At 50.3% G+C, this 13,685-nt stretch carries 16 protein-coding genes, 1 tRNA gene, 1 pseudogene and 1 riboswitch; of the genes and pseudogenes, 9 read left to right on the top strand and 9 right to left on the bottom strand.

Annotated features, from left to right (window positions below; all coding sequences use genetic code 11):
* Positions 1-16 precede the first annotated feature (16 nt).
* The 3 genes from ACRQU7_RS08125 to ACRQU7_RS08115 are packed head-to-tail and all read right to left on the bottom strand — an operon-like array spanning position 17 to position 3,269.
* Positions 17-1,000: an electron transfer flavoprotein subunit alpha/FixB family protein gene (locus tag ACRQU7_RS08125; RefSeq protein WP_444645091.1), complete on the bottom strand. Its 984-nt coding sequence runs from the start codon at positions 998-1,000 to the stop codon at positions 17-19.
* The gene (locus ACRQU7_RS08120) at positions 997-1,821 is read right to left on the bottom strand and encodes an electron transfer flavoprotein subunit beta/FixA family protein (RefSeq protein ID WP_444645089.1); all 825 of its coding nucleotides are present in this window, start codon (positions 1,819-1,821) and stop codon (positions 997-999) included. The genes ACRQU7_RS08125 and ACRQU7_RS08120 overlap by 4 nt, the downstream gene beginning before the upstream one ends.
* The gene (locus tag ACRQU7_RS08115) at positions 1,818-3,269 is read right to left on the bottom strand and encodes an FAD-binding oxidoreductase (protein ID WP_444645087.1); all 1,452 of its coding nucleotides are present in this window, start codon (positions 3,267-3,269) and stop codon (positions 1,818-1,820) included. Before ACRQU7_RS08115 ends, ACRQU7_RS08120 begins: the two co-directional genes overlap by 4 nt.
* A 396-nt stretch (positions 3,270-3,665) precedes the next feature.
* Here ACRQU7_RS08115 and ACRQU7_RS08110 point away from each other — a divergent pair, with 396 nt between their 5' ends.
* The 3 genes and pseudogenes from ACRQU7_RS08110 (at position 3,666) to ACRQU7_RS08100 (ending at position 6,450) form a co-directional block, all read left to right on the top strand.
* Positions 3,666-4,922, top strand: coding sequence for an MFS transporter (locus ACRQU7_RS08110; protein ID WP_141825021.1), 1,257 nt, complete (start codon positions 3,666-3,668; stop codon positions 4,920-4,922).
* A 268-nt stretch (positions 4,923-5,190) separates the two neighbouring features.
* A pseudogene (gene rpsD, locus ACRQU7_RS08105) lies at positions 5,191-5,785 on the top strand (30S ribosomal protein S4).
* A gap of 5 nt (positions 5,786-5,790) precedes the next feature.
* Complete coding sequence (locus ACRQU7_RS08100) at positions 5,791-6,450, top strand: hypothetical protein (RefSeq protein ID WP_444645084.1); 660 nt, start codon at positions 5,791-5,793, stop codon at positions 6,448-6,450.
* 116 nt (positions 6,451-6,566) lie between these two features.
* Here ACRQU7_RS08100 and ACRQU7_RS08095 read toward each other — a convergent pair whose 3' ends face one another.
* Positions 6,567-7,127: a hypothetical protein gene (locus ACRQU7_RS08095; RefSeq protein ID WP_444645083.1), complete on the bottom strand. Its 561-nt coding sequence runs from the start codon at positions 7,125-7,127 to the stop codon at positions 6,567-6,569.
* Between the two features lie 426 nt (positions 7,128-7,553).
* On the opposite strand from ACRQU7_RS08095, the gene ACRQU7_RS08090 reads away from it, so the two are divergent.
* From ACRQU7_RS08090 to ACRQU7_RS08070, 5 genes are all read left to right on the top strand, one after another.
* A complete protein-coding gene (locus ACRQU7_RS08090) occupies positions 7,554-7,802 on the top strand; it encodes a hypothetical protein (protein WP_141825017.1) in 249 nt (82 codons plus the stop codon).
* 82 nt (positions 7,803-7,884) lie between these two features.
* Complete coding sequence (locus ACRQU7_RS08085) at positions 7,885-8,223, top strand: four-helix bundle copper-binding protein (protein ID WP_444645081.1); 339 nt, start codon at positions 7,885-7,887, stop codon at positions 8,221-8,223.
* A gap of 67 nt (positions 8,224-8,290) precedes the next feature.
* A riboswitch (guanidine-I (ykkC/yxkD leader) is annotated at positions 8,291-8,387 on the top strand.
* A gap of 58 nt (positions 8,388-8,445) precedes the next feature.
* On the top strand, positions 8,446-8,766 hold the full coding sequence (gene sugE, locus ACRQU7_RS08080; RefSeq protein ID WP_444645549.1) for a quaternary ammonium compound efflux SMR transporter SugE: 321 nt from the start codon (positions 8,446-8,448) through the stop codon (positions 8,764-8,766).
* Positions 8,767-8,907: 141 nt separating this feature from the next.
* Entirely contained in the window at positions 8,908-9,549 is a 642-nt protein-coding gene (locus tag ACRQU7_RS08075) for a flavodoxin family protein (RefSeq protein ID WP_444645079.1), read from the top strand.
* Positions 9,550-9,681: 132 nt separating this feature from the next.
* Positions 9,682-9,846, top strand: coding sequence for a hypothetical protein (locus ACRQU7_RS08070; RefSeq protein ID WP_156103890.1), 165 nt, complete (start codon positions 9,682-9,684; stop codon positions 9,844-9,846).
* A 140-nt stretch (positions 9,847-9,986) separates the two neighbouring features.
* On the opposite strand, the gene ACRQU7_RS08065 is transcribed toward ACRQU7_RS08070, so the two are convergent.
* Both ACRQU7_RS08065 and ACRQU7_RS08060 read right to left on the bottom strand, forming a co-directional pair.
* Positions 9,987-10,874, bottom strand: a complete 888-nt coding sequence (locus ACRQU7_RS08065; protein WP_444645077.1) for a DUF3298 domain-containing protein — start codon at positions 10,872-10,874, stop codon at positions 9,987-9,989.
* A gap of 12 nt (positions 10,875-10,886) precedes the next feature.
* The gene (locus ACRQU7_RS08060; RefSeq protein ID WP_444645075.1) at positions 10,887-11,363 is read right to left on the bottom strand and encodes a sigma-70 family RNA polymerase sigma factor; all 477 of its coding nucleotides are present in this window, start codon (positions 11,361-11,363) and stop codon (positions 10,887-10,889) included.
* Positions 11,364-11,626: 263 nt separating this feature from the next.
* Here ACRQU7_RS08060 and ACRQU7_RS08055 point away from each other — a divergent pair, with 263 nt between their 5' ends.
* Positions 11,627-11,926, top strand: coding sequence for an SF0329 family protein (locus tag ACRQU7_RS08055; RefSeq protein WP_444645073.1), 300 nt, complete (start codon positions 11,627-11,629; stop codon positions 11,924-11,926).
* Here ACRQU7_RS08055 and ACRQU7_RS08050 read toward each other — a convergent pair.
* The 3 genes from ACRQU7_RS08050 to holA all read right to left on the bottom strand — a co-directional run bounded on the left by ACRQU7_RS08050 (position 11,905) and on the right by holA (position 13,684).
* A tRNA-Leu gene (locus ACRQU7_RS08050) sits at positions 11,905-11,989 on the bottom strand. The genes ACRQU7_RS08055 and ACRQU7_RS08050 overlap by 22 nt on opposite strands.
* 52 nt (positions 11,990-12,041) lie before the next feature.
* Positions 12,042-12,638, bottom strand: a complete 597-nt coding sequence (locus tag ACRQU7_RS08045; RefSeq protein ID WP_141825008.1) for a toprim domain-containing protein — start codon at positions 12,636-12,638, stop codon at positions 12,042-12,044.
* Complete coding sequence (gene holA, locus ACRQU7_RS08040; protein WP_444645071.1) at positions 12,635-13,684, bottom strand: DNA polymerase III subunit delta; 1,050 nt, start codon at positions 13,682-13,684, stop codon at positions 12,635-12,637. The genes ACRQU7_RS08045 and holA overlap by 4 nt, the downstream gene beginning before the upstream one ends.
* Position 13,685 lies beyond the last annotated feature (1 nt).

Genomic DNA, 13,685 nt, shown 5'->3' with positions numbered 1-13,685 from the left:
CACTATCAGATTATAATCATTCTTGGTTCTTTCGGGTTGCTTTTAAAGGCTTTTCGGAAATCTCGCTGAGATGCTGTAAGACCTTGTGCCAGTCGTCCACGATCGCAACGTTGGATTTTCGGTGAATCGGCGCCCGCGGGTCCGAATTGACGGAAACGATAAACCCGCTTTTTTCAATTCCGGCATAAAAGGCCGGCGCGCCCGAAACACCCGCAGCAATGCAGATTTCCGGCTTTGTCATGACACCCGAAACGCCGATCAGGCTGCTCATGGGCGCCCACGCACTCATGGCGACCGGACGGCTGACCCCGAATTCAGCCCCTATCTTTTCCGCGGCCTGCGCCATGGCGTCGACGCCCTCCCGGCTTTTTGCCCCCCATCCCGCGGCAAGAATAAACGGCGCGGTTTCCAGATTTTTTTCCTCTTTTCCGGGAATAAAAGCATAGTCCTCGGAGAAGCCGTTTTCCGGACCTTCCCGGACCGTTCGCTCCTCTACGGCCACGGCGGACCGGCCGGTCTCTTTTGCCGGTTCGGCACAGGACCGGGAAACGGAAAGGCAGTACGGCGCTTTCTTCAGCGCAAATTCCGCCTCCATATGCCCGCCGTATACGGATTTGGTGACGGTAATTTCCTCCCCGGCGCACTGTACGCCGTCGACCGCCGCCATAAACGTGCCCCCGCAGCGCTGCCCCATCCGCACCGCCAGCTCCGACCCAAAGCAGTTCCCGGCAAACAGATAGACTGCTGTTTCCCCGCTGCCTCCCAGCTCGGCAAGCTGATTCAGCATGGTTTCCGTCCGCGCCTGCGGAAGGCCGATCAACACGGCTTTTGGCACCGGGACCGCGCAAAGCAGTTCCTCACGATCGGCTTCTTCCCTGTGAAACACAACGGCCGTGTCCGCCTCGATTCCATTTGTGCGCTGCTCTAGGAATCCCGCAAGCAGCCGGCACTGGTCCGGGTAATCGTTCGTGCAGGCGTTCAGCACCAGTATTCCTTTCATAAGCGATTCAGCCTGCCTTTCAGATAGTCTCGGTACAGAATTTCCGCCTTTTCCTCCGGCGTATCCGCCTCGATCAGGACGCCTTCCCGCTCCTTCCGGATGGGAACCAGCGAACGCAGCTCCGCGTTGGGGCTGGACAGCAGGGCTTCCGCTCCCGGAAAATCCGACAGCTTCAGCAGGGTAATGGGCTTCTTCCCGTAGGCCATCTTGTCCTTCAGCGTCGGAACGCGCAGATAGGTACACGGAGCGTCGCCGATGCTCAGAACGCAGGGCGCGGAAACCGTCTGTACCGACGTTCCCCCGTCAACCGCGCCGGTAACGCGCAGGCGGTGTTCGTCCGCCGGCCCCAGCGCAGTCACCTGTGTTACGCAAGGCCACCCCAGCAGTTCCGCCGTCAGAAGCGGTGTGCAGGCGTTGTCGCCGACCTGTGTCTGCCGGCCCATCAGAATAAAATCAGGATGCGCCTGTGTCTGCGCAAAGTCCGCGATGAGCCGGGCGACCACCTCGGGCCGGAACCGTAAATCCGCGTCCCCGGGGTCGACCCGGACAAGCTCGTCGAATTTCAGCGCGGCCAGCGTTTTCAAAAACCGGTCACTGGGCATTCCGCCGACGGTCAGCACACACCGGTAAAAGCAAAAAGAGCCTGCAGCTCCGTTGTAGGATAGCTTCAGGCTCATTTCCAGCGCACTTTCATCAAAGCTATTCCAGTCCAGCGGCGTGAACGACGTATCAACTTTTAAATCGGGCTGGAGGGCCCAATCCTCTTCGGAAAGGGCCTCCAGATCCGGGGTAATGGAAAAAGGAAGTAAGAGTTTCATCATTTTCTGAGTGGAATCAGCGTTCCCATATTCATGATGCCGTTCGGGTCGAACGCCTTCTTGAGGGTATCCAGCATATAGAAGGAAGAACCGTACTCTTCATGAACATAGCGCGCTCTGGCTTTGCCGAGGCCATGGTGGTGAGCGATGGACCCGCCGTACTGAACGACCTGTTCGCAGATGATCCGGTTGATGAGATTGTGGTATTTGTTGATCTCCTCTTCCGGCGGGCAGTCGACGATATTGTAATAGTAAACGAAGTACATATTGGTGCCGTTGATATAGCTGTGGGAGGAATGGCCGCCGATCAGCGTGATGTCCGGCACTTCTTCCATAATGCGCCTGCGGGCGGTGTCATAGATTTCATAAATGCAGTCCCAGCAGCCGGAAACCTCTGTGGTGATACCGATGTTCTGTGTTGCCTTGATTTCCTCGCGCTCCTGTGCGATCTGCTCCGGACCCCAGTTCAGGTGGCTGAACCACTTCTCAATATATTTCGGGTCGACCGCTTCGCACTCGTCATAGCGTACGACGATTTCCTTGATACCGGCTGCCGTGGCCTCGGCGATCGCCGCAGGGCCTTCCGTCGTAAAGATCAGCACGCATTTTCCGGGAGCGGCGAAATGAGAGAAGCTCATGGCGCCGTCGGCGGGGTCGTACAGACGGGCGATGGACGGCTTGTAGCCTTCCACCATCACTTCACGAAGCACTTCAAAGCCGGTTTTCATATTGTCCAGCGTGTAACCCATAAATTGATTATTTTCCGGACGGTACTTGAATATTTTGACGGTCACTTCCGTAATGTAACACAGGGCGCCTTCGTTTCCGATGATGATATTTCTGATATCAGGACCGACGGAGCGGCGCGGAACGTTCTTGATGCGGCAGATTTTTCCGTTTGGAAAAACCGCTTCCAGGCCGACGACCATGTCTTCGATGCCGCCGTACAGAGTGGAGAACTGGCCGATGCTGCGGGTGGCCACCAGGCCGCCCATCTGTGCCAGAGGCTTGGACTGCGGGGAATGTCCGGTGGTATAGCCCTGCTCACGGAGCATATCGTCCAGGTCCTGTAAGGGAACGCCGCACTGGCAGGTAACCTGCATATTGTATTGATCCACCTTCAGAACCTTGTTCATTTGGGAACCGTCGACAACAACCGAGTTTTCCAAAGCTGTTTCCAGCCCGCCCTCGATTGCAGAATGACCGGTACGCGGCACAATATTAATTTGATATTCATTTGCGAATTTCAGTACATCAGCGACCTCTTCCGTGCTGTGTACATAAACAACTGCCGCGGGGATCGGCTGTGTATATACTTCGCAGACCTGTTCATATTTTCTGTAACGATCAAGGCTGCTTTCTTTCAGAACCTGTTCATCCGTGATTACGTTTTCTTTTCCAAGAATTCGGATCAGGCCTTCCACGATGCTTTGTCTTTCAATTAGTGCCATGCTGTTTACTCCTTTTCTTCATCTCATTTTGACCAATAAAAAAAGAGAAAGCAACTTTCAAATGGGTATACGCCCATTAAAAAGTTACTTTCTCTTACTCTCTTTGGTAACTGACTTCAGTATAACGGCTGGTACTTTATTTGTCAATTGTTTAATTTGACCAGTTCTGCTGAATTTTATTTAGCGTTTTTGTTTAATGACAACTCGCAATATTTGCTGTATACTGTCATCAGTTACTATCAGAGAGATTGAGAGATTGAGTAACTTCAACCGATCCGCCGTCCATGCGGATGGGTTGAAGTTACTCTTTTTTTTCTCTAAAATTATTGTGCACAGATAATTTCAGGGCGTCTCTCGTCATCCTGCAGCTAAACAAAAAAGAGGAGGAAATGTTAAATGAACAAAGCATTTATCAAAAAATACGGCACTCTCCTGCTGCTTGCCGCAGGTGCAGGCATCATTTTCCAGTTACCGTACATCCGTGAAACCTTCTATGTTCAGATTCAAAACGCAATGCAGCTTACCAACGAACAGATGGGGCTTCTGTCGTCCGGTTATGCTTCAATGGCCCTGTTATCCTATTTCGTTGGCGGTATGATCGCCGATAAATTTTCCGCAAGGAAACTGCTGACTTTTTCATTCATCACAACTGGTATTTTGGGACTCTGGTTCTCCATGTTCCCCGGCTACAACGTCTGCCGCATCATCTTTGTTCTGATGGGTATTTCCACCATTATTACATACTGGTCGGCGTGCATCAAAGCGACCCGTATGCTTGGTTCCAGCGAGGAACAGGGCCGCTTGTTCGGCCTTCAGGAAGGCCTTCGCGGCATTATGAACGCTCTGTTGGTATTCGGTATGATGGCGGCCTACAATCATTTTGCAGATAAGGTTCTGGGCGCACAGTGGGCCATCCGTGTCTGCGCGATTGTCGTTATTATTATCGGTGTCCTCAACTGGTTCTTTATTGAAGACACAAAAAGAGAAGAAAACTCCGAGGGCATCCTCGACATTGCAAAAGGCATGCTGCACGCCATGAAACTGCCGCGCGTATGGGTTATCTGCGCGATCGTCTTTACCGCATACAGCATTTATGGGATGCTGGGCTATCTGAACACCTACTGTGTGAAGGTTTACGGCGCTCCGGAATCCGTGGGCACAACGCTCGGCGCCTTCCGCTACGTCATTCAGGCCATCGGCGGCGTCCTCGGCGGATTCCTGGCTGATAAGATCGGCTCCCGTATCAAGGTCATCATCGGTTCTGCCGTACTGTTCATCGCGTCCTTCCTCGGATTCCTGGTCCTGCCGGAATCTGCCGCGGTGCTGAACGTCGTTATTGTCAACTTCATCTTCGGCCTGTTCATCATCTATGTTGTACGTTCCATGTACTTCGCCATCATCGACGACGCACATCTTCCGGTCAATTCCACCGGCCGTGTTTCCGGCTTCGTATCCTTCCTGGGCTATTCCCCCGACATTTTCATGTACACCATGATCGGCAGCTGGATGGACGCGAATCCCGGCAAAGCGGGCTATAACATGATGTTTGTCTATGCCCTGGTAATGGCCGCTCTTTGCTGTGTCTTTGCTTTCGTTCTGTTCCGGATTGTCAAAAAGGACGAAAAGAAAGCGGGCAGCACCGAGACTGCCTGAGCTTGCTAAAAACTCTGTTTAACCCTTGCTCAACAAACGCTCCGAAAAAGGGTCCTGCCGCCGAACACAGCGGCAGGACTCCTTTTGCTATTATTGATCCCCATCAAAAAACCATTTTTCTCGCTTCTTTTGATTTTACGCCTTGCCATGATTTTACAAATCTGCTATAATAATTTCGTTAAAAATATGTTGTGTGGCCCGGTAGTTAGATAAGACTAACTTGTTTGAAGGCAACATGAAATGAAACAGATAAAGGAGACGAACAAGAATGGCAACAAGAAGAGGCCCCCGTTTCAAGGAATGCAGACATTTGGGGGTAAATATCTGCGGACACCCAAAAGCGATGAAGAGGGCAAACGCACCGGCCTTCAGTAAGAGAAGGAAGGTTTCGGAATACGGCCTGCAGCTGATCGAAAAGCAAAAAGTCAAGGCATACTACGGAATTCTGGAAAAACAGATGATGCGTTATTATTCCGCGGCGGAAAGGGCTCCGGGAAAAACGGGCGACGCCCTGCTGCAAACGCTGGAACGCCGTCTGGACAATATGGTATACCGGATCGGCTTCGCCAATTCCATCCGTTTGGCGCGCCAGCAGGTAACGCACGGGCCATATTCTGGTAAACGGCCAAAAAATCACAATTCCATCCTATACGATCCAACCGGGCGACGTGGTTTCCCTTCGTGAGAAATCCAGAAGCAACGAAGCGTTCCGCGCTAATTTTCTGGAGGGAAAGGGATTTGCCGTGCCTTATGTGACACGGGATTTCAACGCTTTCAGCGGCACGCTTCTCCGCCTGCCCCTCCGGGACGAAATCCCCGTGGAAATCGACGATCAGCTGGTCGTCGAGCACTACTCGAGGTAACCGCCATGCCCGGCCCGTCCTGCAAATATCGGCAGCCCGGCTATTGGGAATGGACTTTAGGAAAACAGGACGTGTGGAACGACCTGTTCGTTCCGCCGGAGCAGCTGGAAACTCCCGTTTTTATCAATGCCTGTGCGGTGGACGGACAGCGTCTCCTGCTGGACAGCAACTGGGCTTGCCATCCCGGTATCGAATCGGTGCTGGGTTTTGTGCAGTACGTCTTTCTCCCCACCGTATGTTACTATGTTCTTCATCCCGAAAACGGCCGGCTGATGACCCCGGTCCAGTCTCCCCCGGAGCTTCTGGAAACAATCCGAAGGTCCGACTCTCCGCACCGGCTGGCCATGAGCGGTTTTGTCTATGAACTGAGCGCCGTATGGCGCCGTTCCGCGGAAACGCAGTGGGCTACCCTGAGCAGCTTCTGTGACCGTTTCAACCGCTACTGGGAATGCCAGGACGTCCTGTTCAGCCTGAACGTTTTCCCCAACGTGGAAAAGGTTGTTTTTTATCTGAAAGAGCAGGTCTGGTGTGAAGAACTGTTTCAGGAAGAATTCGGATACACCTATTCCCAATTGGATGAATTATGCCGCCGGTTCGAAACGGAGCCGTTTGCGAAATATCTGTTTCTTAACTGGCTCAATACCAGGGCCGGCTGTCTGGTTTGAAGAAGGCCCGCGTCGAATTCAAAAAGCGAACTGCCAATAGAATGATTCTCAATAAAAGGCTGCCGCCAAACGACAATTATCGTTTGACGGCAGCCTTTATAATTTAGATTATTCTTTTATAATACACCCATATACGGGTGTAACCCTTTGTCCGCGGATATTTTCGTGATACGCCAAAAGTCGCCGTCTTTGACGACCGTCAGCGCAGCGTTATAGTCCCCGGCGGGACCGCTCGATGTTGCCGTGGAAAAAGAAAGCTGAATCGCATATTGATCGCTTCCCGTCTGCGTTTGGTTGGTGATTTTATAGCTTTCTATCCAGGGACTGGACATTCCCGTTACCCAATTGGGATTGTATTGGCCGAGCTGTTTGACATACTCTTTTTTGAGTCTGGAATCCATTACGGAATATTGCATCGCCCCGCTTCTGCTTTTCAGACCGTCAGCCCATACCACGGCGGCTGCTTCCGGCGCGCATACCCCTACCCGGTCCATTGCATCCATCAAAAGCCCGGTCCTTACTTCGTATTGATCCACCTCGGCTACCGCTGCCGCAACGCTGATATATTTGCAGTGAAAGAAGTACCCCGCCGTATTAAAAAGCGCCGCAACCAGCAAACAAACGACAACTACAAGCCCAACGAACCTTTTTACCTGCTTTGAGAAAAGCAGTTTCATGCAAACTCCCCCTATCAAGCATTTCTATAAAATCTATGACGCGTAATGGAGAAATAGGCAAATTTCCGCTGTTGGTCAATGATTAATATTCTGCGTTAGTTCAAATCCGGCGGTCCTGCCGCCTTAATCCTAATTAAAAATCCCTCCCAGCCGCCCAAAAGCAGTTGAGAGGGTGTCCCAAATTGTGAATTGAGCTAATTATTGTATTATAGATTCGTGCACAAACCTATCCCCCAAAATTATAAAAGCTCAATTTTAATTGTATTATAGCAGAATGTTTAATGATTTTCAAGAAAAAAACTTACCAATTAATTCGGCGTGGATTTGTCTATGAAGCTGTTAACAGAAGCATCCCGGCTATTCGGGAAGAATATTATTGTACAATCAGGAAAAAGTGAAGTATAATAAAATAAAGCAGGTGATATTATGAAGGGAAAAATGATTCGGAACTTAACGGATTATAACGGAAAACCGGTTTGGGTGGAATTTGAAAACCCGGATGCATGCAGCTGTGCAAACTGCGGAGCTTGCCGGTCAAGCGATGCCGAAGCGCATCTTTACACCAGCGGCGTATATCGTGCCGAGGGTCATTTTCTCGTTTCGCTTACGAACGAAGAGCATCGTTTTCATGAGTTTACGCCGCGTATCCTCGCCATTTACGAGTGGCAGGAATAGAGAACGGCTATCGGATATCATCCCACATAAATTTTAACTTCTCAGAAATAATAGTAGAAATAAAATCTGCAGGAGTTAATTTATGGGGATTGTAAATATGAATAATAAAAATCAAACCTGCATTGACCAATGCAACAAATGCGCACAGGCGTGTTTGGAATGTATGAAAATGTGCCTTGACGAACCCGACGCAGCAAACAGGAAAAAGTGCATTGCCAAGCTTTATGAATGTGCTTGTATCTGTAGGGAAGCATCCTCCTTTATGGCGGTGGATTCCTGCCATGCGATGGAATTATGCAAGCTATGCGCGATGATTTGCAATGAGTGCGCTCAGGAATGCGGAGCATTTAAAGACGACCACTGTGCGAAATGTGCCGCAGAATGTAAAAAATGCGTGCGGGAATGTCAGTCCATGCAGTAATCGACGGCGGGATTTGTATTCAATATTGTTTTTCATATTGACATTTTTCATTGGATTTGCTATTCTAGGAAAAGCTTTATAGGGTTCCGCAGTTAACAGCTGGTCTGCACCGAGATAAAGCGCGCAGGATACTGCGTTCACGGAAGGACAAAAGCCTGGGAGATATTTTTATATCTTCCATGGCTTTTTATTTTTTGTACATTTTTAAAAGGAGTGAAAAACATGCATTGGTTACTGTTGGCAATAGCAGGGATTTTCGAGACATGTTGGGCTGTCAGCCTGAAATATTCACAGGGCTTCACAAAGCCTGTTCCGAGTGTGATAACGGTGGCAGGGATGATCGCAAGCTTTTATTTTTTATCTCTGTCTTTAAAAAATCTGCCCCTCGGAACGGCTTACGCCGTATGGACCGGAATCGGTACGGCGGGAACGCTTATTTTAGGGATCGTTCTCTTCCATGAACAAATCAGCATCCCCCAAATTTTCTGCGTTGCTCTTATCGTAGCGGGAATTATCGGTTTAAAATTGCTTTCCCCTCAATAATGCGTCAGCGGCTTGTTTCCGGGACGGCGGGTCCGGGCCTAGAATTTTAAAACCGTACTATACTGCATACAGACATAAGGGGACTTGACGGGAAGAGTATAATAATTCCATACAATGAAATATTTGAAAGGATGACCCCTTATGAATGTAATCGCTGTGAATGGAAGTCCGAGAAAGAAGTGGAATACGGCTACCCTGCTGCAAAACGCGCTGGACGGCGCGGAATCGGTCGGGGCACAGACCGAAATGATCCACCTGTACGATCTGCAATACAGAGGCTGCATCAGTTGTTTTGCATGTAAAAGAAAAGGCGGGGCACTGGGCCGCTGTGCAATGCGGGACGATCTGACTGACGTACTTGAAAAGATCATCCACTGTGATGTACTCCTGCTTGGTACACCGATCTATTTTGCGAATATAACGGGTGAAATGCTCTCATTTCTCGAACGTCTGCTGTTCTCTGCCATGACTTACAATACCGGGCATCCCTCCACCTTTCAGGGAAAACTGTCATCAGGCTTTATCTACACAATGAATGTCCCGAAAGACGCTATGGAAAAGCTTGGCTACAACGTACTATTCGACCGTTATAAAGTTCTGCTGGAACGTTTGGGCGGTCCATCCGAATTTATCGCCAGCAATGACACCTATCAGTTTAATGACTATTCCAAATACGAGGCATCCATGTTCAGCGAGGAACACAAGGCCCGCGTAAAAGCGGAGCAGTTTCCAATTGACTGCCGGAAAGCATTTGAAATGGGAGCCCGTCTTGCAGGCAAATGACGTAATGGAGGCCATCGTCGCCGGTAAGATCATCTTTTGAATAATATTTGCGGCTCTCGCTTCACGGTGAGAGCCGTTTTTGATAAAACCCAGGCGATTGGACAGGCTAATTTCCGAAAGGAGATTGAATTGATGAAAGAAAAATTGCTTGTGCCTGATCCGGACTCGGTTTCTCCCGCACATATTCCAACCGTTCCGGCTCCGGTACCAATCCTAATGCCGACCCCCAGAGAGGATAAGGAAACTGCGAAACCTGCTCAAAACGGAAGCAGGAAAGACAGCGACCCATCCATGTAATTCTCTTGCCGTCCTCAACGGGCGGCATTTTTGCACCCGGAAAGCCGCTCTCCGGATAAATGGGTTTCCGTGCAGGCACAATGGTATTGGACAGGACACATTGGATCGATTCTGTCGGGAAAACAGAGGACTTTCATGGATCAGCCTGCTGAGGACGCGCCTGACGGCTGCACGGCAGAAATGATAAATTCCTGCGGGCCCATGAATCCGGGGGCAATTTCATATTTGTCGAACACAACGACCGCCTTTCCATCCGCGTTAACATAAAACTTCTGGTCCTGACGAATGCCCTGAAACCCATCGGACCCGGTAAAATACATCCAGTCGCTATGCTGTGCGGTGCGTTCCTTCATTTGCTTACGAATACTGTCATCCACCACGGTTTTGTAATCCCTGCCGAGCAGATTTTCGAGTGTCAATGCAGCCCCGGTGTTAGGGTCCAGGTTGTAAAAAAACTGTTCCAGCGAAGATTGTGCCCTATCCCATGTGATGTCCAACACAAAGGAGAGCATTTTGGTATTGCTGTATTTTATAGAATATGTGATGGATGATTTGGCGGGAATGTAATCTTCCGCCTTGCCTCCTGTCTGAAGGAAGGCTTCCCGTTCCTGCTCGCTTCTCTCTTCCAGCATTTTCTGCGCCGTCTCCACCTTCGTCTGAATGAGGAGATTGATTTGATTCTGATTGGCGTTATTTTTCAGTCCGGAAATTTTGGGCTCCCTGACGGTAAGCGTCTGACCTGGATCCTGCTTGAAATCCTCGCGAAACGTAAAGACTCGGGCAATGTCGCCCACCACCGGGATTCCGTGAGTCGAACGGGCAAACACCGGGCTGCTGTTGAGCAAAATAACAAACACTGCGAACATGCTCGCCGCAGACACCGCTATCCACCGCAAAACGCGCATTTCCCTGGCAGTTTCCGGCCGGAACGAGCGGTATGCAGCTGCAATTCTGTCCTGCAGCTCCGCCGGGGTTGGAATTTCACGGTAGTAGACTTTTGATTCTCTGAGATAATCTTCCAGCATCATAAGAAACCCTCCTTATAGGTATTTTCTAATCTGGTCCAAGCCACGCCGCAGCCGGGATTTCACCGTATTCAATGGCGTATGCGTAATTTTCGCGATGTCTTCCAACCTCATATCTTCATAATACCGAAGGATTATGACGGTTTTCAGTTCTGGATTCAACGCCTGTACGGCCCTGTAGACATCCAGCGCCTCGGCGACTTCCGCCGTTCTGTCCTGTAATGGTACCTCGTCCTGCTCAGAAAGCGATACCGTACGCCTGTTCTTCCGATACCAGCTGACACTCTCATTTACCAGTATGCGGAAAACCCAGTTCTTCATTTTACAGGGATCCCGTAACGTATGCGCCTTTTCCAAAGCGTGCACCACCGTTTCCTGAATGACGTCCAGCGCCGCTTCCCTGCTCTTCGTATAACTGTACGCCAAGCGATACATGCTTTCTCTGTTCTTTTCGATACATTCTTTTAAATCGTCCGGTATTTGTTTGCGCATCGTTTTTCTCCCGCTTTCCCATCTGTTCGGTCTCGTTAATAAAGACGCACCAGCAGTGCAAAAAGTTCTTGATACCGAAACTTTTTTTATCTCTCCATGCTGCAATAAACGGTCAGAAGGCCCTCCATGTAAATTTAAAAAAGCCCACCGGTTAGTCCGATGAAGCTTTCTCTTGTCTATGAGGCTGATGGTACGACTTCTTGGCCATAGCTGCCTGTTTGGTCTTCCGGAAAATCAACCTATTAATATAAGGAGTTTCTGAAATGTGGAGTCAAACCAAAAAGAAATTGGAAAATTTCACTTGTGATTCGCTGAAAGATAGAGTAAAGTTTTTCAGTTCGAACTACCGTATGCATGATGGTATCGGCAGAACTTATATTGCCGTTGACGGAGCCGAAGTCTATAATATGTGCACGCTAAAACGAGACTATTACAGACACCCGAAGCCTGGATGTTACTCGCAGGTCGAGAAGCCCATTGAGGCTTTTATGCAAAAAAAGGACCCGGAAAGCCAACATTCATGCGGCCTTCCGGGTTTTATTGGTGCGCGAGATGGGACTTGAACCCATACGTCATACAACACACGCCCCTCAAACGTGCCTGTCTGCCAGTTCCAGCACTCGCGCGACTCAGCGAGAGTTATTATATCATTCTATTCATCCCATTGTCAACCCCAAATTACGAATTTTTAAAAAGTTTGTCAATTAAACTGCAAAATTCGTCGTAAGTCATAATGCTGTTCAGAACGCCGACCATCGAATTTACCGCCAGATGCTCCGGCAATGCCAGCTCCTTTAAAAATGTCCTTCTTTTCTGCGCGCTGTTTTCCCCGCCGGACAGGCCGGCAAGATAAAGGTCCGTTTTGGCAATCTTCCGCCCCGCGGGAGCTTCGTCCTCGCTGCAGGTAACGCCGGCGCGCCGCAGGGCGTCAACGATTGCCTGTACAGGCACCCCTTCCACCCCGAGCTTTCCTTCCTTGGAGGGTTTATCCTTGCGGCCCTCTTTTCCGAAAATATCGGGAATATAGGCATGCTTGATTTTATCCGGGCTGACCGCGCCGGAAAGGTAGTTCCGGATGAGGAATCCGGCGGAGTCGCTGTCCGTCAAAACCAAAATTCCGCGGTTGTCCGCCAACCGGCGAATCATTTCCATTTGTTCTTTATCGCGGAAAATCCGGAATCCCCGCGTCTCTATAATTAAACCGTCAATGATCGAGGAAAGCTTGATCTTATCGTATTTCCCCTCTACTATGACCGCTTCCTTTATTTTAATCAAGCCGTTTTCTCCCTTTCCGCTATGAGTAAAAGCTGCGCGATCAGCTTTTCCATAATGATGCGCCGGTCGCCGCGCGCGCTTTTCAGCGCGGTATCTGCCCCCAGAAGCGCCTGAAGACTCTGGCGCAGCATGGGCGTGGTCAGTTTCTTCGCGTCCCGCTCCGCGTTGGTGAGCCTGAATTCCTTGCGGGCATAGTCAAAGTGCTTTGCGGGCTCCGACGCGGTGAATCCGCTCTGAATGGAAGCCCTGACGCGGTACATGTCGATATACGCGGAGGAAAGCACCGCCAGAACGGAAACGGGCTCCTCATTCTGATAAAACAGGAGGTCCAGAATCCCGTAGGCTTTGTCGTACTGGCCCGCGATAACCGCCTTGGACAGATCGTATACCCGGGTTTCCAGATTCTTCACCACCAGCGCGTCAATCGTCTGCGCGGTGATCGCGCCTTCCTTTACAAAAGCGCATAGCTTTTCCAGCTCGTTAAACAGCGTCTGCAGGTCGTTTCCGCAGTAACCGACAATACGCCCGGCGTTCTGCCTCGAAAGCTCACAGCCCCGTTTTGCCGCCGCTGCGCACAGGGCTTTTTCAAGGTCCGGCCCGGAGCGTTTTTTCAGGTGGACCGTCACGCCCGCCTGATTGACCGTATCCATCAGCTTTTTCCATTTTTTATCTTTTTTATAATCGATTTCCGCGGACGGCAGATAGAACACCAGCACAGTTGTGTCCGGAACGCTTTTCAGAAGCTCGTCCAGCTTGGCCGCTTCCTGCGCGCGCAGGCCTTCCACATCCAGGTCGGAGACCGCCACGCATTTGCGCTCCGCCATGAAAGGGAGCGCTTCCACAGCCGCCGCGATCTGATCAATCGTGGCGGAATCGTCAAAGCGCTGAAAATTAAAATCTAAAAACGCGGTTCCCGCGGCTTTGGCAATCAGCTTTTTCGCATAGAAGCCGACCAGATACTTTTCTTCTCCGTGCAGAAAATAGAGGTTTGCAAAATCCGCTTTTTCAATTTGTTTTTTCAGTTCCGCCTCGGTAATTTCGGGCATA

This window comes from Caproiciproducens puteiluti, from assembly GCF_052442865.1.
Taxonomy (GTDB): Bacteria; Bacillota; Clostridia; order Oscillospirales; family Acutalibacteraceae; genus Caproiciproducens.
The sequence above is the reverse complement of the archived record's forward strand: the minus strand, read 5'-3'. Positions and strand labels throughout refer to the sequence as shown.